A 16,857-nucleotide genomic window follows, 5' to 3' on the forward strand; every position below is an offset into this window, starting at 1 on the left:
CTGGGGCGGGCGAGCGGTCTGGTTCGCTACTTGATGGTGAGCGTGGCCGTCAGCGCGAGATGGTCGGTGCCTTCGATGACCGTGGACTGCACGTCGGTGAACGACGCGCCCTTCGAGGCGAGCACATGGTCGAGGATGAGCCGCGGCCAAGCGGTCCAGCGCGGGAACGTGTACTGCGGTCCCTGCGCGACGGCGAGGTTCGCGTCGGTGAAGCCGGACCTGAGCAGCGCGCGGAAGCTCGGATGCTGCGTGCCTGAGTTGAGGTCGCCGAGGATGACGGCGATGTCGCGGTCGGGATGGGCTGCGCCGTCGTTGCGTGCGAGTTTGCCGAGTCCGATGATGCCGGCCGACCATTCGCGGCAGCCGCGCATCGGCGACTTCGGATGCGCGGAGACGAACGTGATGTCGCGCATCGAATCGACCGGAATCGTGATCGACGGCACGTCGGCCGCCGGGATCTCGATCGCGGAACGTTGCGCGTCCTTCGGGTCGACGCGAATCCACACGCCGTTGAAGCCGCCGTTGTCGGTCTCCTTGCTCTCGCCGAGCTGATGGTAGGGCAGCAGCAGGTCGAGGCCGTTGGCGTTGAGGTCGCGCACGAGATCGTCGGTGAGTTCCTGCAACGCGAGCACGGTGATGTTGCGGCTGAGGACCATCGCGACGATGGACTTCGCGTCGGCGCGGCCATACCGGCAGTTGAGCGTCATGACGTTGATGGTTGCCGCGGCCGAGGTCCGCTGGTCGAGGACGTCGTCGGCGGTCTCGCTGGCATTGATCTCCGTCTCCTGGCGCGCCTTGCGGATCTCGGCGAGCAGCTCGTCGGTGGTCGGCTGACGATGGGCGGGTTTCCTGGCCGGGACGGGGGATGCCGTCAGACGGGCGGGGGCATCGAACATCTTCGTCGAATAGTTCGCCCAGTATCCGGTCTGGTGCAGCTGCGAGGCGAGACCGACCGCGATCGCGCCGCACAGCAGCCCCCATTCTCCCATGACGTCGGCCGCGACGGCCACCAGAAGCGTCGGCACCCACAGCAGGGGCACCAGGGCGATCAGATACGGCAACGGCATGTGGGCATCCATGCCGGCCGGCAGTGCGGACAGAGCGACCCAGACCGCGCAGATCAGCACCACGATCCACAGGAACCAGAACATGACAACGTCTCCTTCATTACTGATAAGCCCTCGCTCTGTGTCAAAGCGAGGGCTCAGTTCACAACGGATATAGACGGCCAATCGCAGCCGCCGTATCGCTGTTTCAGCCGGATTGCACTCAGCCGAGCAGACCGGACAGGCCGCCACCGAGGTTCGGCGGCAGTTCGCCGTTGCCGCCCAGCGCATTCTGCAGACCGGCCGGAAGCGCCGGATTCTGCGGTTTCTTGGCAAACGCGGAACCGGACGACGAGCCGCTGGACTTGCCGGCGAGCTTGTCGCGCAACGCCTTCTCCTCGGCCTCACGCTTCATCGGGTTGCCGGACTTGGAACCCTTCTTCTTGCCCTTCTTCGCGTTCTTCTTGCCACCGCCCATCGCGGGGCCGCCGAAGCCCGGAATGCCACCCATGCCGGCCTTGCTCGACATGCGCTTCATCATCTTCGCGGCCTGTTCGAAGCGCTGCAGCAGCGCATTGACGGCAGACACCGTATTGCCCGAGCCGTACGCGATACGGGCGCGGCGCGAGCCGTCGATGATCTTCGGATTGCGACGTTCGGCCGGCGTCATCGAACGGATGATCGCCTCCGTGCGGTCGATCTCACGCTCGTCGAACTGCTCCAGCTCCTTGCGATGCGCGGCCATGCCCGGGATCATGCCGAGCAGCGACTTCATCGAACCGAGCTTGCGCACCTGCTGCAGCTGCTCGAGGAAGTCGTCCAGACCGAACTCGCCCTCGGCCATCTTGGCCGCGGCCTCGCGCGCCTTGTCCTCGTCGAACTGCTTCTGCGCCTGCTCGATCAGCGTGAGGATGTCGCCCATGTCGAGGATGCGCGACGCCATACGGTCCGGGTGGAAGACCTCGAAGTCCTTGAGGCCCTCGCCGTTCGAGGCGAACAGGATCGGCTTGCCGGTCACGCTCGCGACCGACAGCGCTGCGCCGCCACGCGCATCGCCATCGAGCTTGGAGAGCACCACGCCGGTGAAGTCCACGCCCTCGTCGAACGCCTTCGCGGTCTTGACCGCATCCTGACCGATCATCGCGTCGATCACGAACAGGATCTCATTCGGCTGCACGGCGTCGCGGATATCGCGCGCCTGCTTCATCAGCTCCTCGTCCACGCCGAGACGGCCGGCGGTATCGATGATCACCGTGTCGTACAGCTTCTGCTTGGCGAACTCGATCGAATCGCGCGCGACCTTCACCGGGTCGCCGCTCGTCAGTCCCGGGGCCGACACCGCGTCGCCGCCGTCGGACTGCACGCCCTTCTCCGGCGCGTACACCGGCACGCCGGCGCGCTCGCCCACCACCTGCAGCTGCGTCACCGCGTTCGGACGCTGCAGATCGGCCGCGACCAGCAGCGGCGTGTGGCCGGCGTCCTTGAGCCAGTAGCCGAGCTTGCCGGCCAGCGTGGTCTTGCCGGCGCCCTGCAGACCGGCGAGCATGATGATCGTCGGCGGGTTCTTCGCGAAGTTGAGCGGACGGTCGACGCCCGCGCCGAGGATGTCGGTCAGCTCGTCATTGACGATCTTGACCACCTGCTGCGCCGGATTGAGCGCGTCGGAGACTTCGGTGCCCAGCGCACGTTCGCGGACTCTGGCGGTGAAGGAACGCACCACGTCGAGCGCCACGTCGGCGTCGAGCAGTGCGCGGCGGATCTCACGGATCGTGCCGTCGATATCGGCCTCGGAAAGCTTGCCCTTGCTCTTCAAATGCTTGAACGCATTCGAGAGACGGTCTGTCAAAGAACTAAATGCTGCCATAATGCGCACCAGTCTAGCCGTGGCGGGGGAAAACGGGGAGGCCGTCCGCCGGCCATCCGTCATCCGGACGATTCAGCCCAGAACGCAACGCTGAATCGCGCCCTCCCAGTATCCTAGAAGGGCAAATAATCCGTGGTTTTTTGATGCACACGCTGTTTTGAAATGCCGACGGACACCACCTATACGCAGACTGCCGTGCGCCCTCGCAAATCGAGCCGTCCCGGAACCGCGACGTTCCGAACCGGCCAGTGAAGTAACGGGTCAACGCAGACATGCCGTGCAATATGGAAGGCCCGCCCTATGCCCCAAAAAAGAATAGAACGTAAAGCCCTGATCGTTGGCATCGTCGTCAACGTGCTGCAAGTCGCGGCCGGTATGGCCGTGTTCTTCATGACCGGCCTCAAGGCCATGTTCCTCGATTTCTCCTTCACCGCGATCTCTGTGCTGTCTGGCCTTGTCGCGGTCTACCTGTCCTCGCGCACCGTGCGCACCACCGAACGGTTCCCCAATGGCCTGTTCGCGCTCGAGCCGATTTACGCGATCTGCAAGGCCATCTTCACGCTCTCGCTGTTGCTGTTCTCACTCGTCGACGTCTCGCGCGTCGCTTACGACTACTTCGTGCTCGGCCAGGGCGAACGCATCGAAACCGGCCCGGTCGTCATCTACGAGATCGTTACCGTGCTCGTCTGCTTCGGCCTGTACGTCTACTACCGGCGCGAAAACCGTGCCATCCGCAATTCGAGCACCATGCTCACCGCCGAATGCAAGAGCACGCTGGTCGACGGCGCGATGTCGTTCGGCATCGGCGTGGTCGCCGTCGTGCTCATGTTCCTGCCGACCAGCGGCCCGTTCGACTTCCTGCACTTCACCGGCGACTTCTTCATCACCGTCGCGCTTGTGGCCTGCACGATCAAGGAGCCGTTCGGCGTGCTGCGCGATGCGTTCATCGAACTGGTCGGCGGCGTGCATGACGACGACGAGACGAACGCGTTCGTGGAGACCACCGCGCAGCGCCACCTGCCGGCGAACACCGAATACGAGCAGACGCTGATCTTCAAGACCGGCATGAACTACACGGTCGACGTGTATCTTTCCGGCACCGGCGAGACGATCGACGTGGCCGATCTGGTCGAGTGCAAGCGTTCGCTGGAGGCGGAGCTGACCCGGCGGCTGCATATCGTCGACGTCGATTTCGTGTTCGACTGACAAACCTATCCTTGGCCCCCTCGTTTGAGGGGGCTGTCAGCGAAGCTGACTGGGGGAGCGTGGAAGCAACGGAACAGTCCGAGGCTTTTGGCTGCCCCTTAGTCATGCCGTGCATGACAACTCCCCTGACAAGGGGGATCGAGAGAGAGGTTGCTTACTTGAGGCTCCAGGTGCTGCCCTGCGGGCCGTCCTCGATGGCGATGCCGGCGGCGTTCAGCGCGTCGCGGATCGCGTCGGCCTTGGCGAAGTCGCGCGCCTTGCGGGCTTCGGCGCGGGCCTCGAGCTGCTCGGCGATCAGCGCGTCCAGCACCTCGTGCTCGCGGTTCTCGCCCTCGCCGGCCGCGCCCGCCGCAGCGCCGCCGCCGATCCACGGCTCGGCCAGCGGATCCAAGCCCAGCGTGTCGAGCATCGCGCGCACGGCCACCAGCGCCTTGCGCACCTCGGCGCGCGCCGCCTCGGAATCCGCGCGGTCCGCAAGTTGCGAAAGCAGCGTATTGCCGTTGCGGATCGCGGTGAAGATCGCCGCCGTCGCGCCCGACACGTTGAAATCCTCGTTCAGTGCGGACGTGAAGTCGGCCGGCAGCGCATCCGCGCTCACCGCCGTGATCTCCTCGCGGCCCGGCTGCTCGCCCAGCGCCACGCCCGCACGCTCGATGAAGTTCGATACGCGGTCGTACGCGGCCTGCGCCTCGACCAGCGCCTGGTCCGACCATTCGAGCATCGACCGGTACTGCACCGAACCGAGCGCGTACCGCACCACCCACGCGGAATGCTCGGCCAGTACGCTCGGTACCGACAGGCCCGTGCCCAGCGACTTCGACATCTTCTCGCCCTTGGCGGTCACCCACGCCGAATGCATCCAGTGCGCCGCCGAATCGTAGCCGGCCGCGCGCGTCTGCGCCATCTCGTTCTCGTGGTGTGGGAAACGCAGGTCAAGGCCGCCGCCGTGGATGTCGAACATGCCGTCGAGGTAGCGGTGGCTCATGGCCGAGCACTCGATATGCCAGCCCGGGCGGCCCGCGCCGAACGGCGTGTTCCAGCGCGCATCCATCGGGTCGGTGTCCTTGGGGGCCTTCCACAGCGCGAAATCACGCGGATCATGCTTGTCGGGAGACATGTCGGCTGGATCGACCGGATTGTACTTGTCGTTGCCGGCCGCGTCCACGCTCGGACCCATGCGATCGGCCACCGCGGCCGCCTCGTCGGCTTCCGCCGTGCCCTGCTTCTGGTGGGTCAGCTCGCCGTAGTGCGGCCAGCTCGCCACGTCGAAATACACGTTGCCGGTCGGTTTGCCGTCCTCGTCACGCACCACGTACGCGTGCCCGTTGTCGATGATCTTCTGAATCAGATCGATCATGTCGAGCATGTGTCCGGTCGCGCGCGGCTCGTAGGTCGGCGGCAGCACGCCGAGCGTATCGTACGCCTGCGTGAACTCGCGCTCGTAGTGGTACGCGCGCGCCCACCACTGCTGGCCGGCCGCCGCGGCCTTGTCGAGGATCTTGTCGTCGATGTCGGTCACGTTGCGCACGAACGTGACCTGGTAGCCGAGCTTGAGGAACCAGCGACGGATCACGTCGAACGCGACAGCCGCGCGGATATGGCCGATGTGCGGCGACGACTGCACGGTCGCGCCGCACACGTAGATGCCCACCTGACCGGGCTTGATCGGTTCGAAATGTGACACGGCGTGCGTCGCGGTGTCGTACAACTTGAGTCCGGCAGCGGCCTTGGCGACGGCCGAGGTTCCGGAAATGTTGGAATCATGCGGTTCTTGAGCTTCTGTCATACTGCCGAGCGTATTCGTGTTGGCCGACATCGCACAAGTGTTTTTGCCGCATTGATGACGGTTGTGTGCAAAACGTGAACGTCTGTTTACGTGGGTGATGTCACAATAGGAAACATGACGCAACCGCAAGTGTTGATTCTGCAGCACGTCCCGTGGGAGAAGCCGGGGCGCATCCTGACGTACCTTGAAGAGCTTGGTATGGGCAGCGAGACGCTGAACATCGCGAAGAAAAAGAAGCCTGACTTGCCCGATTTCGACGAGATCGCCGGCGTGGTGATCATGGGCGGGCCGATGGGCGCGCAGGACTATGACGAATACCCGGGGCTCAAGGTCGAGGCGAAGCTCGCCAAGGCCGCGGTGAGCGTGGGCAAGCCGGTGCTCGGCGTATGCCTCGGCCACCAGATCATCGCCACCGCACTCGGTGCGAAACTGAGCCGTGGCGAGGCTCCTGAGATCGGATTCGGGCCGCTCAAGCGCGTCGACAAGAACGACTACTTCTCCATGTGGGACAAGCAGATCAACGTGCTGCACTGGCACAACGACGTGGTCGGGCTGCCGGCCGACGGCCAGCTGCTCGCGCGCTCGGCCACCACCAAGGTGCAGGCGTTCCGCTTCGCTTCGGCGCTCGGCCTGCAGTTCCACCTCGAGGTCAGCGCGCCGCTCTTGGAGGAATGGTTGGACGAGCCGTCGATGGTCAAGGATCTCAAGGCCGCGGGCGGCTCCAAGTCGCAGCTGCGCGAGGATTTCGCGCAGTATGATCCGCAGATCCTGCCGCTCGCCGAGCAGGTGTTCTCTGGATTCGCCGCGCGCTGCAACACGTACGCGCAGTCGTTGGGCTGAGCAGACGGCTGCGACCGGGTGGCCGTGACTGAACGATCGTATCTGCCGGTCGGCGAACGCGGCGGGCAATGCCCGGTGGTGCCGCTAAGTTAGTGGGTTATGCCGACTTACGATATTGGATTGGAACACGTTTCGCTCGCCTTCGCCACCAAAACCATCTTCACCGATGTGACGCAGGGCGTGTTCGAAGGCGACCGTATCGGCATCGTCGGCCGCAACGGCGACGGCAAGTCCACGCTGCTGCATCTGTTCCGCGGCACGCAGGAGCCGGATTCGGGCCGCGTCACCAAGCGTAACGGGTTGACGTTCGGCATGCTCGACCAGCGCGATCCGCTCGACGACAACGCCACGATTCGCGAAGCCGCGCTGGAGGGGCGCGCGGACTACGAATGGGCGGCCGAGACGCGTTCGCGCGAGATCGTCGAGGCGCTGCTCGGCGGCATGAGCCTGGACGCGAAGATCGGGGCGCTGTCGGGCGGCCAGCGTCGCCGCGCCGATCTGGCCCGTCTGCTGCTGCATGACTGGGACATTCTCGCGCTGGACGAGCCGACCAACCACCTGGACGTGGTGACGATCCACTGGCTCGCCGAACATCTGAAGAACCGTTGGTCGCGCGGTGAGGGCGCGCTGCTGCTCGTCACCCATGACCGCTGGTTCCTCGACGAGGTGTGCGAATCGATGTGGGAGGTCCACGACGGCCTGATCGAGCCGTTCGAAGGCGGCTACTCCGCATACATGCTCCAGCGCGTCGAACGCGACCGTCAGGCCGACGTGCGCGAAACGAAGCGCCGCAACCTCGCCCGCAAGGAGCTGGCGTGGCTGACCCGCGGCGCGCGTGCCCGCTCGACCAAGCAGAAGTTCCATGTCAAGGCCGCGCGCGAGCTCATCGCCGACGTGCCGCCGGTGCGCAACACGCTCGAATTGAAGCAGATGGCGACCTCGCGTCTTGGCAAGCAAGTCGTCGACCTGATCGATGTGACGCAGATCTTCGAACATACGCAGGGCAGCGCGGAGCGTTCGATTGCCGAGGCCGTCGACCCGGATGTGGTGGCGATGGCCGATTCCGCGTCGCGCGTGGATGTGGTGCGGCCGATGTACGCCGAGCCGCAGGTGCACGGTTCGCTCGAAGTGGCCGTGACCGATATGAATGATCCTCGACTCGTGGACGCCGGCGTGCCCGAGGCCGTCGAGGCTGCCGCGGCGGCCCGCGCGGCCGAAGAGGCGATGACCGACGAGGAACGCGAGACCAGACGCCGGCTGACCGGCGGCGAGACGATCGGCGTCGACACGGCTGCCGTGACCGGTGCCGACGATATGGACGCCACATCGGCCGCCCGCAAGATCACCGTCACCGGGCGCAAGATCCTCGACGACGTGACGTGGCTGATCGGTCCCGGCGACCGGTTCGGCATCGTCGGCGCGAACGGCGCCGGCAAATCCACGCTGCTGCGTCTGCTCGACGGCACGCTCACCCCGACCGCCGGCCACGTGAACATCGGCAAAACCGTGAAGTTCGCGGTGCTCTCGCAACGCCTCGACGAACTCGAGAAACTCGGCAAATACAAGATCAAGGAAGTGCTCAGCCGCTACAAGCCGAGCTACATCGTCGACGGCAAGGAGGTCACGCCCGGCCAGCTCATGGAACGGCTCGGTTTCGAGTCCGCGCAGCTTATGACGCCGATCCGCGACCTGTCAGGCGGCCAGAAGCGTCGCATGCAGCTGCTGCTCATCCTGCTCAACGAGCCGAACGTGCTCATCATGGACGAGCCCGGCAACGACCTCGACACCGACATGCTCGCCGTGATGGAGGATCTGCTCGACACCTGGCCCGGCACGCTCATCGTCGTTTCGCACGACCGGTATCTGCTCGAACGCGTCACCGACGAGCAGTTCGCGCTCATCGGCGGCAAGGTGCGGCATCTGCCCGGCGGTGTGCAGGATTATCTCGACATGGTCGAGGACATCAAGAACGGCAAGCCGCTGCCGTCGCTCGAACCGGCGTACGGCAAGAAGAAGGGCAAGAGCGGCTCCGCGACTTCCGCTGCTGCGTCCGATGCCGCTGACGTTGCGTCCGCGCAGGATGCCGCCGGCGACTCCGACGAGGAGTCGACCTCGCCCAAGCTGACCGGCAAGGCGTTCCACGATGCGAGCAAGCGTGTCGCCGCCATCGACCGCAAGCTCGCCAAACTCGAGGAGCTTAAAAGCGATCTCGAATCGCAGATGGCCGCGCACGACCCGAGCGACTACGAGGGCCTCAACAAGCTCAACGAACAGCTCAAGGCCGTCGCCGACGAATCCGACGAGCTGACCGCCGAATGGATGGAACTGTCCGAACAGCTCGAGTAGCGGGGATGGTCGAACGTCGCGAATAGTCGGAGCGACATACCGGCTGGGTGCGCGCGACACGCGCGATGTGTCTCGGACGATGGCGGATTGCCGGCGTTCCTGAGCACGCATCAATCATGCCGCGACCGCTCGCACCGTTACAGTTCGGCTTCGTCCCAGTGGGCGGCGGCGGGGATCGTGCGTACGGTCGGCACGGTCAGCACGATCGCCACGTTAGCGGCCAACGCGAGCAGGAACAGTGCGACGGTTGCGCGGAAACCGATCGTCGGCAGCAGCGATCCGGCGATCGCCGAACAGAACATCGTCGGCAGCATGCCCAGCAGATTGGTGAACGAGTCGACGCGCCCCTGCATGTCGGTCGGCACCTTGGCGAACACGAATCCCAGGACCAGCGAGTTGAGCGTCGGAATCGGCAGGCCGCACAGCAGCGACGACACGAGAATCACCGGATACGCGTGACTGACGAGCATCGGGGCCATCGTCGCCAACGCGACCAGCGACATGACCACCAAGCCGGCGCCGACCGCCATCCGGTCGCATACGCGGGACGCGATCACCGCGCCGACCAACAGTCCCGCGCCGACCGCCGTTTCCACAAATCCGATGCGCACCGAATCCACTCCGGAACCGACCAACTGCAGCTGCACCGCGGCGAAGATGCCGTTGATACCGAAATTCAACAGCGCGGCGATCACACATATCGCCATCAGCGTGCGCCGCCGCAACGTCCAGCGCCAGCCTGCGACGAAATCGTCGACGAACGAACCATGTGCGACTGCGGACGCATCGTTCGCCGCGTCGCGCTCGCCGTTGCGGTCGATCATGTCACGCACATGCTCGTCGACGCGCAACATGCCGGCGCTGATGCCGGCGATCGCATACATCAGCGACGCGGCGGCGAACGGCGCCCACGCGCCGAACGCGTACAGCACGCCGCCGAGCGGCGAGCCGACAAGGCCGATCACCGAATCGCGCCCCTGATTGAGACTCTGCGCCTTCGGATAGTCGGCGGTCGGGATGATCGAGCGCAGCATCGCGTTCGTCGCGCCGCCGAGCAGGCCGTTGATCGTGGACGCCGTGACGATGGTGGCGGCGAAGACCGGGAACGTGAGCAGCTTGGCCGCCAACAGCGCGAATACCGCGCCCCACAGGACGGTGCCGCATATGGCGTTGAGGATGATGAGACGCTTTCGGTTGTGCCGGTCGACCAGCGTGCCGCCGAACACGTCGGCGACCTGCGCGGCGATGACGCTCGCCGTGGCCAGCCAGCCGGCTGCGGGCAGCGAATGGGTGAGCGAGAACGCGACCAGCGAGATCGCGAAGCCTTTCATCGCAAGGCCCACGGCGGACGCGGTGTCCGCGGTGAACCATGCGCGGTATTGCGGTCGGCTCCACAGCGAGGTGTGCGTGGCGCGTGCGGCTGGGGAAAATGCTGTTGTGCGGTCTGTAATGTTGCTCATAACCGCTCCAATCAGTCCAGATAGCGGAAGGCAGACAGTGCGACCATGACCTGTTCGGACCCGTCGCCTTCGGTATGCCGGTCGCCGACCGTGTTGACCCACTTGTTGGCGACGGCCATCAGTTCCTGCTGCATCTGTTCGGCCTCCTCGACGGTCAGCCTGGTAATCGCCATGCCGTCGAGCGAGTGCCGCCACTGCTCGGGCAACGACGGTTCGGCTTGGCGGTAGCGCATGCGCGCCTCGTTGACGGTGGCGGATACGGATCGTGCGAGCGCATCGGCGGACGCCGGGTCGGTGCTCTGGTCGGAATGGACGACGAGTTTGGGTGTGGTGGCCCGCCAGCAGCTTTTGCGAGCATCGCCGTCGGAGGAGGGGACTTGCTCGACGAGTTCGGCTTTGGCGAGTTGCCTGAGATGATAGCTGATGGTGCCGGCCGATTCGCCGGTGCGTTTGGCGATGTCGCCTACGGTGAGTGCGCCGCCGTGCGCGGCCATGATGTTCATGATACGTATGCGTGTCGGATGCGATACGGCGCGCAATTGCGTAAGGTCGGCGTTGTGTCGGTTGTCGGTCATATTGACCTCCCTGCTGATCGGCGGGCGGTTCCGTCGTCCGTCATGTTTCACAAGAATTATTGTACAACAAATCTTGTATAAATTAACAAGGGATCTTGTATATCCTGTGCCGTCATGTACGCCGGAATCGGTCCGTGCGACGGCCGAAACATTACGGATGCATACAGAAAAGGCTCCTCGCGTAGACGAGGAGCCTGATGTCGGGGGACGACTGAGACGGCAGGGACGGCCGGATACAGCCGTGCGCCGGAACGTCAGCGGCCGGTGATCTCCGAGCCGATGACCTTTTCGCTCAGCGCACGCGGTCCGCGGGTCACGGCGACCGCGCCGGAACGCACCAGCTCGATGATGCCGTAATGCTCGAGCAGCCCCAGCAACGCGTCGATCTTGCCTTCCGCGCCGGTCGCCTCGATCGTGAGCGACTCGGGGTTCACGTCGACCACGCGCACACGGAACAGACGCACGATCTCGAGCACGTCCGAACGGTTCGACTCGTCGGCCGCGACCTTGATGAGCACCAGCTCGCGCTCCACGGTCGTATCCGGGTCGAGATCGACGATCTTCAACACATGCAGCAGCTTGTTGAGCTGCTTGATGATCTGCTCGAGTGGCAGATCCTCCACCTCGGCGGTCACCGTCACGCGCGAGATATCCGGGCGTTCGGTGGGAGAGACGGACAACGAGTCGATGTTGAACGCGCGGCGGGCGAACAGGCCGGCGATACGCGCCAGCACGCCCGGACGGTTCTCCACGAGCACGGACAGCGTGTGACGCTTGGAGCCAGGCTGGGAAGCGGGATAATTAGCCATGAAAAATTCTCCTTAACCCTTCACGAACCTTAGAAACCGGCCTCGCCGAGCTCTACGGCACCGGCCTCGCCATGCGGGCGCAGCGGCTGCGTGCCCGGGCGGTATGTCACGTCGTCGTTCGACGCGCCGGCCGCGACCATCGGCCACACCATCGCGTCCTTCCAGACGCGGAAGTCGATGAGCACCGGGCGGTCGTTGATCGCGTTCGCCTTGTCGATCGCCGCCAGCGCCTCCTCTTCGGTGAACGCGCGCAGGCCAACGCAGCCGTACGCCTCGGCCAGCTTCACGAAGTCCGGCACGTCGAAGAACTCGGGCGTGCCCTCTTCGGCCTCGCTGTGCGCCTCGCCGTCGAGCAGGTTCGTCTGCGAATAGTGCTGCTCGTAGAACAGCGTCTGCCACTGGCGAACCATGCCGTACACGGAGTTGTTCAGAATCGCGATCTTGACCGGCGCATGGTCGAGGAACGCGGTCGCCAGCTCCTCGCTGGTCATCTGGAACGAGCCGTCGCCGTCGATCAGCCACACCGGCTTCTTGCCGGCGAAGTCGCGCGCCGAACCGACCGACGCGCCGATCGCGGCGGGCAGACCGAAGCCCATCGTGCCCAGACCGCCCGAGGAGATCCAAGAATGCGGCTTCTTGAAGTCGATGAGCTGCGCGGCCCACATCTGGTGCTGGCCCACGCCCGACACCCAGATCGTCGACGGATCGGCCTTGGCCGACAGCTGCTCGACCACCCACTGCGGCTGCAGCGTGCCGTCGGTCGGCTGATCTTCCGGCTCGTCGTAGTGAATCGTGTACTGTTCGCGCAGCTTGTTGAGTTCGTCCCACCACGGCTTGACGTTCGGCTTGCCGCCGATCGCCTGTGAACGTTTGATCTCGGGGATCAGATCGTTGAGCACGGTCGCCACGTCGCCCACGATCGGCACGTCCGGCGCGCGGTTCTTGCCGATCTCGGCCGGGTCGATGTCGATGTGGATCACACGGGCACCCGGCGCGAACGCGTCGAGCTTGCCGGTCACGCGGTCGTCGAAACGCGCGCCGATCGCGACCAGCAGATCGCAGCGCTGTGCGGCGGCCGTCGCGGCGACGGTGCCATGCATGCCGAGCATACCGAGGTTCTTCGGATTCGAGTCGGGCACGATGCCACGCGCCGGCAGGGTCGTCACGATCGGCGCGCCGGTCACTTCGGCAAGTTCGGCGACTTCCTTCGACGCGTTGGAACGCGACGCACCGCCGCCGACATACAGCAGCGGGCGGTACGACTGCGCGAACAGCTTCGCCGCGTCCGACAGCACGCGGCCGTGCGCCTTAGTGACCGGATTGTAACCGGGCAGGATCATGCGCTGCGGCCACGAATAGTACATCTCGCCGACCTGCGCGGTCTTGGTCAGATCGACCACGACCGGGCCCGGACGGCCGGAACGCGCGATGTAGTGCGCCTCGGTGAGCACGCGCGGGATGTCCTGCGCGCGCGTGACCAGATACGAATGCTTGACGACCGGATAGGTCGCGCCCACGATGTCGGCCTCCTGGAAGGCGTCCGTGCCGATCGCGTTCACGCCGACCTGGCCGGTGATGACCACGAGCGGCACCGAATCCATGTTCGCGTCGGCGATCGGGGTGATCATGTTCGTCGCGCCCGGGCCGGACGTGACGATGCACACGCCCACGCGTCCGGTCGCCACCGCGTAGCCCTCGGCTGCGTGGCCGGCGGCCTGCTCGTGGCGCACGAGCGTGAAGCGGAACTTCGTGTTCTCGTTGATCGCATGGTAGACCGGCAGGATCGCGCCGCCGGGCAGGCCGAACACGTCCTGGACGCCCAGATCCTCCAGCGCACGAACCAGCGCCTGTGCGCCGGTCATCTTCTCGCCGTCGACAATGGTCTGCTTATCGTTGTCCGCGTTCTTCGGAACGCCGCTGAATGCCTGAAGAGGCGTAGGTGTCGCCATGATTCCTCTCAACTTAAGGTGTGCCGGCTTGCTGGTGGTTGCGGCCGTGCCTCGGTGCGCGGACGGTCGCGGTGATCATGCGAACGTTTGCGTCCGATGGCGACCGTGTACGACGCTTGTGGCATTGCACACGGGGCGCTACTTGTCAAGTCCTGATTCATCCCATCCTAGTGCGGGGCGGTGAGATACGGCGATTCGCTGCCCGCATGGTGGCGGGTGACGGCACTATGCGAGGGGTTCGGAGGCGCACGCCGCAGCGTGATGCGTCGCGAAACGCGGTGGGTCAGCCCAGCGCTTTCCACGCGACTTCGGCCGCCGCCAGCTGCGCCTTGCGCTTGCTGGAACCGGTGCCGGTGCCCCAGACCTTCGTCTCGTCGTCGCCGAGCAGCACCTGCGCGGTGAACACCGGCTCGTATTCCGGGCCGGCGACCGACATGCGGTAGTGCGGGTCGCCCTTGCCCTGCTGGTGCGACTTGACCTCCAGCGAGGTCTTCCAGTCGAGCGCCGGGCCTTCGGTGGCCATCTCGCGGAACGTGTCGTCGGCCAGGCGATGCACCACCTCTCGCGCGCCGTCGATGCCGTGCTCGAGGAACGTCGCGCCGATCAGCGACTCCACGATGTCGCACAGGATCGAATCCTTGTCCGCGCCGCCCTCCTTCGCCTCGCCGTGGCCGAGCAGGATGTACGGGCTTACGTGCAGCTTCTCGCGGGCGATCGCGCTCAGCGCACCCTCGGAGACGGCCTTCGCGCGGATTTTCGCGAGCTGGCCCTCGGTCATGTCGGGGTGGTCGGCGAACAACGTTTCGGTGGCGACCAGCTCGAGCACCGCGTCGCCGAGGAATTCGAGGCGCTCGTAGTTGATCGCGCCGGGATGCTCGTGCGAGAACGAGCGGTGGGTGAGCGCTTGCACGAGCAGCTCGGGGCTGATCGTGGTGCCAAGCGCCTCCAGCAGCGGATTGGTGGGGCTGGCGGGCGCGGGAACGTCTGCGGTGTTGGTCGTATTCGTCGAAGTCATGGTTCCTTCTCTATCGCGGTGTCGGGACAGTGTCGGCTGCCTGGGCAGATCGGCGGGCGGATGGGCTGGCGGATCGGCACGCAGGTACGAAAAAGCCCCGCCACCCGTCGATGGCAGGGCTTTCGATGCTTAACGCAGCCGGATCACTTGGTGTGAGCGGAGCGGATGGCCTCGCGGTAGGTGCGGCCGCGGAAGTTGCCGCAGCTCGGGCAGGCCATGTGCGGCAGCTGGGGAGCGCCGCAGTTCGGGCAGGTGACGGTCTGCACAGCAGACGCCTTCCAGTTCGCGCGACGCGAGTGAGTGTTGGCGCGCGAGGTCTTGTACTTAGGCAGTGCCATTTGTATTCCTCTGTTTCGTTCGAACGATTGAGCTTAAGCGTTCGGTAGTTTAACGCAACGGGCGTACAAAGTCCAGTCGGGCACGGTCCGCGGCCGCAACGGCGTTACTCCTGCGCTTCGAGCTGGGCCTTGAGCGCGGCCAGCGCGGCGAACCGGTTGTCGACCACGTCGTGATGATGATCCGGATCCTCGTTGAGGTCCGCGCCGCACTGCGAGCACAGGCCGAGGCAGTCCGGCTTGCACAGCGGCTGCAACGGCAGCGCTTCGACCAGCGTGTCGCGAATCAGCGCCTCCAGATCGGCGAACGATCCGTTGTTCAGCAACGGATACGTGTCCTCGGACTCGTCCTCGCCGGCGATGATCTCGATCTCGCCCTTGTCGTCGTGCTTGCCGCCCTTGCTGGAACCGTTGGATTCGGCGGAATCGTATGGGAAGAACGCGGTCACGTCCACGCTCCAGTCGCGCTTGATCGGCTTGAGGCAACGCGTGCATTCGGCGTGCACCGGCGCGTTGATGCGCGCGGTCAGGATCAGTCCGTCGACGATCGAATCGAACGAGCCGACAACGCGCACATCCGCGCCCTCATCGACGCCGATCACCTGATCGCCGATGCCACTCGGCGCGGGGAACACGGCATCGATCGGCTTGCTCTGGCCGGCGCGCGACGCGACCTGCGCCACGGACACGGCCCACTGGGAATCTTCAGGACGAGGCATGGTTTCAGCTTTCCGGATAGTCGTTGTTGTCGAGATGGGGGAGTTGTTCGCCGGCGGTGCGCTGGCGTTCATACAGTACATTAAGGCCGGCCTGCACGTCGCGGTCGAGTTTGCCGAGCTGCGCTTGCAAGCCTTCCATCACCGTGGTGCAGTACTTGTCGGCGCCCTGCGTGAGCCGGTTGGCCTTGGCCTGTGCCTGGTCGAGGATCGCGCGCGCCTTCTGCCGGGCGATCTCGGTCACGTTCTCCTGCCCGGCGAGGAACTGCGCCTGGTCGTTCGCGTCCTTGATCATGTCGGCTGCGCGGCTCTGCGCCGAGGCGACGATCGCGTTCGCCTGCGTCTGTGCCGATTCAAGCCTGCGCTCGGCCTCGCGCATCAGGGCCGACGCACGTTCGAGCTGCACGGGAAGCATCTTCTTGAGCTCGTCGAGCTGGCCGCCGAACTCGTCGCGGTCGACCTTCACCAGACCGGGTGTGAACAGGCTGCCTTTGGCCTCGCTCAGCGCAGCCTCCATTTGATCGATGATGTCGTACACGGTGGTGAATTCATCGCGCGACTGCGCGTCAGCCGGATCGAGATCGTCGTTTCCGCCGGCGGACGGTTCGCGCAGGTCGGGCAGCGCATCGATCGGGAATGGACGGCGCGACGAAGACTGTGGAGCTGACGGCGAGGCGGACGGTGCGACCGGCGTGGCCGGCTGCGTAGCGGACGGGATGGTCTGGTGCGGCTGCGTGGCGCCGAGATCGTATCCGGTCGGTGCGTCGGACTGTGCGGCCTCGTGCGCGTCGGCGGTCTGCGACGGCTGGTCCGTGGTCTGCGGCATCAGCCCGCCGTCCTGTGCGACCTGTCCGGTCGGTGCGGGCTGGGCGGCACGTTCGTCTGTCTGATCGAACTCATCGGTCATGTC

The 16,857-nt window shown here is 65.3% G+C and carries 13 protein-coding genes and 2 pseudogenes; 4 read left to right on the top strand and 11 right to left on the bottom strand.

Going from position 1 to position 16,857, the window contains the following annotated elements; all coding sequences use genetic code 11:
- Positions 1-26: 26 nt before the first annotated feature.
- Positions 27-1,151 (bottom strand): endonuclease/exonuclease/phosphatase family protein, encoded by a 1,125-nt coding sequence (locus tag KIH76_RS08640; protein ID WP_214372334.1) that lies wholly within the window; start codon positions 1,149-1,151, stop codon positions 27-29.
- Positions 1,152-1,269: 118 nt separating this feature from the next.
- A complete protein-coding gene (gene ffh / locus KIH76_RS08645) occupies positions 1,270-2,910 on the bottom strand; it encodes a signal recognition particle protein (RefSeq protein ID WP_214372333.1) in 1,641 nt (546 codons plus the stop codon).
- A gap of 300 nt (positions 2,911-3,210) precedes the next feature.
- Here ffh and KIH76_RS08650 point away from each other — a divergent pair, with 300 nt between their 5' ends.
- The gene (locus KIH76_RS08650; RefSeq protein ID WP_214372331.1) at positions 3,211-4,116 is read left to right on the top strand and encodes a cation transporter; all 906 of its coding nucleotides are present in this window, start codon (positions 3,211-3,213) and stop codon (positions 4,114-4,116) included.
- 154 nt (positions 4,117-4,270) lie between these two features.
- Here the strand turns inward: KIH76_RS08650 and cysS are convergent, their stop codons facing one another.
- Positions 4,271-5,902 (bottom strand): cysteine--tRNA ligase, encoded by a 1,632-nt coding sequence (gene cysS, locus KIH76_RS08655; RefSeq protein WP_219070343.1) that lies wholly within the window; start codon positions 5,900-5,902, stop codon positions 4,271-4,273.
- 114 nt (positions 5,903-6,016) lie between these two features.
- Here cysS and KIH76_RS08660 point away from each other — a divergent pair, with 114 nt between their 5' ends.
- The 3 genes and pseudogenes from KIH76_RS08660 to KIH76_RS11815 form a co-directional block, all read left to right on the top strand.
- The gene (locus tag KIH76_RS08660; RefSeq protein WP_214372328.1) at positions 6,017-6,742 is read left to right on the top strand and encodes a type 1 glutamine amidotransferase; all 726 of its coding nucleotides are present in this window, start codon (positions 6,017-6,019) and stop codon (positions 6,740-6,742) included.
- A gap of 99 nt (positions 6,743-6,841) precedes the next feature.
- A pseudogene (locus KIH76_RS08665) lies at positions 6,842-8,780 on the top strand (ABC-F family ATP-binding cassette domain-containing protein); the annotation flags it as partial.
- A 74-nt stretch (positions 8,781-8,854) separates the two neighbouring features.
- Positions 8,855-9,088: pseudogene (locus KIH76_RS11815) on the top strand (ABC transporter C-terminal domain-containing protein); the annotation flags it as partial.
- Between the two features lie 137 nt (positions 9,089-9,225).
- Here KIH76_RS11815 and KIH76_RS08670 read toward each other — a convergent pair.
- The 8 genes from KIH76_RS08670 to KIH76_RS08705 all read right to left on the bottom strand — a co-directional run bounded on the left by KIH76_RS08670 (position 9,226) and on the right by KIH76_RS08705 (position 16,854).
- Positions 9,226-10,548, bottom strand: a complete 1,323-nt coding sequence (locus KIH76_RS08670) for an MFS transporter (protein WP_219070345.1) — start codon at positions 10,546-10,548, stop codon at positions 9,226-9,228.
- 11 nt (positions 10,549-10,559) lie between these two features.
- Complete coding sequence (locus KIH76_RS08675; RefSeq protein ID WP_214372325.1) at positions 10,560-11,123, bottom strand: ArsR/SmtB family transcription factor; 564 nt, start codon at positions 11,121-11,123, stop codon at positions 10,560-10,562.
- 254 nt (positions 11,124-11,377) lie between these two features.
- Positions 11,378-11,932 carry an acetolactate synthase small subunit gene (gene ilvN / locus KIH76_RS08680; RefSeq protein WP_214372324.1) on the bottom strand — a complete coding sequence of 185 codons (555 nt, stop codon included), beginning with the start codon at positions 11,930-11,932 and terminating at the stop codon, positions 11,378-11,380.
- 29 nt (positions 11,933-11,961) lie between these two features.
- On the bottom strand, positions 11,962-13,881 hold the full coding sequence (locus KIH76_RS08685; RefSeq protein WP_214372323.1) for an acetolactate synthase large subunit: 1,920 nt from the start codon (positions 13,879-13,881) through the stop codon (positions 11,962-11,964).
- A gap of 283 nt (positions 13,882-14,164) precedes the next feature.
- Positions 14,165-14,896, bottom strand: a complete 732-nt coding sequence (rnc, locus tag KIH76_RS08690; RefSeq protein ID WP_214372322.1) for a ribonuclease III — start codon at positions 14,894-14,896, stop codon at positions 14,165-14,167.
- Between the two features lie 143 nt (positions 14,897-15,039).
- Positions 15,040-15,234 carry a 50S ribosomal protein L32 gene (gene rpmF, locus KIH76_RS08695; RefSeq protein WP_152357822.1) on the bottom strand — a complete coding sequence of 65 codons (195 nt, stop codon included), beginning with the start codon at positions 15,232-15,234 and terminating at the stop codon, positions 15,040-15,042.
- A 104-nt stretch (positions 15,235-15,338) separates the two neighbouring features.
- A complete protein-coding gene (locus tag KIH76_RS08700; RefSeq protein ID WP_219070347.1) occupies positions 15,339-15,950 on the bottom strand; it encodes a YceD family protein in 612 nt (203 codons plus the stop codon).
- 4 nt (positions 15,951-15,954) lie between these two features.
- Positions 15,955-16,854: an ATP synthase subunit B family protein gene (locus KIH76_RS08705; protein WP_420829268.1), complete on the bottom strand. Its 900-nt coding sequence runs from the start codon at positions 16,852-16,854 to the stop codon at positions 15,955-15,957.
- Positions 16,855-16,857: the final 3 nt, after the last annotated feature.

The organism is Bifidobacterium simiiventris (genome assembly GCF_019331715.1).
Taxonomy (GTDB): domain Bacteria; phylum Actinomycetota; class Actinomycetes; order Actinomycetales; family Bifidobacteriaceae; genus Bifidobacterium; species Bifidobacterium simiiventris.

Bases quoted from the DNA above. Each gene is read 5' to 3' on its own strand.
- KIH76_RS08675 (WP_214372325.1), bottom strand. From the start codon at position 11,123: ATGACCGACAACCGACACAACGCCGACCTTACGCAATTGCGCGCCGTA.
- ilvN (WP_214372324.1), bottom strand. From the start codon at position 11,932: ATGGCTAATTATCCCGCTTCCCAGCCTGGCTCCAAGCGTCACACGCTG.
- KIH76_RS08705 (WP_420829268.1), bottom strand. From the start codon at position 16,854: ATGACCGATGAGTTCGATCAGACAGACGAACGTGCCGCCCAGCCCGCA.
- KIH76_RS08670 (WP_219070345.1), bottom strand. From the start codon at position 10,548: ATGAGCAACATTACAGACCGCACAACAGCATTTTCCCCAGCCGCACGC.
- cysS (WP_219070343.1), bottom strand. From the start codon at position 5,902: ATGACAGAAGCTCAAGAACCGCATGATTCCAACATTTCCGGAACCTCG.
- KIH76_RS08685 (WP_214372323.1), bottom strand. From the start codon at position 13,881: ATGGCGACACCTACGCCTCTTCAGGCATTCAGCGGCGTTCCGAAGAAC.
- KIH76_RS08650 (WP_214372331.1), top strand. From the start codon at position 3,211: ATGCCCCAAAAAAGAATAGAACGTAAAGCCCTGATCGTTGGCATCGTC.
- KIH76_RS08660 (WP_214372328.1), top strand. From the start codon at position 6,017: ATGACGCAACCGCAAGTGTTGATTCTGCAGCACGTCCCGTGGGAGAAG.
- KIH76_RS08640 (WP_214372334.1), bottom strand. From the start codon at position 1,151: ATGTTCTGGTTCCTGTGGATCGTGGTGCTGATCTGCGCGGTCTGGGTC.
- ffh (WP_214372333.1), bottom strand. From the start codon at position 2,910: ATGGCAGCATTTAGTTCTTTGACAGACCGTCTCTCGAATGCGTTCAAG.
- rpmF (WP_152357822.1), bottom strand. From the start codon at position 15,234: ATGGCACTGCCTAAGTACAAGACCTCGCGCGCCAACACTCACTCGCGT.
- KIH76_RS08700 (WP_219070347.1), bottom strand. From the start codon at position 15,950: ATGCCTCGTCCTGAAGATTCCCAGTGGGCCGTGTCCGTGGCGCAGGTC.
- rnc (WP_214372322.1), bottom strand. From the start codon at position 14,896: ATGACTTCGACGAATACGACCAACACCGCAGACGTTCCCGCGCCCGCC.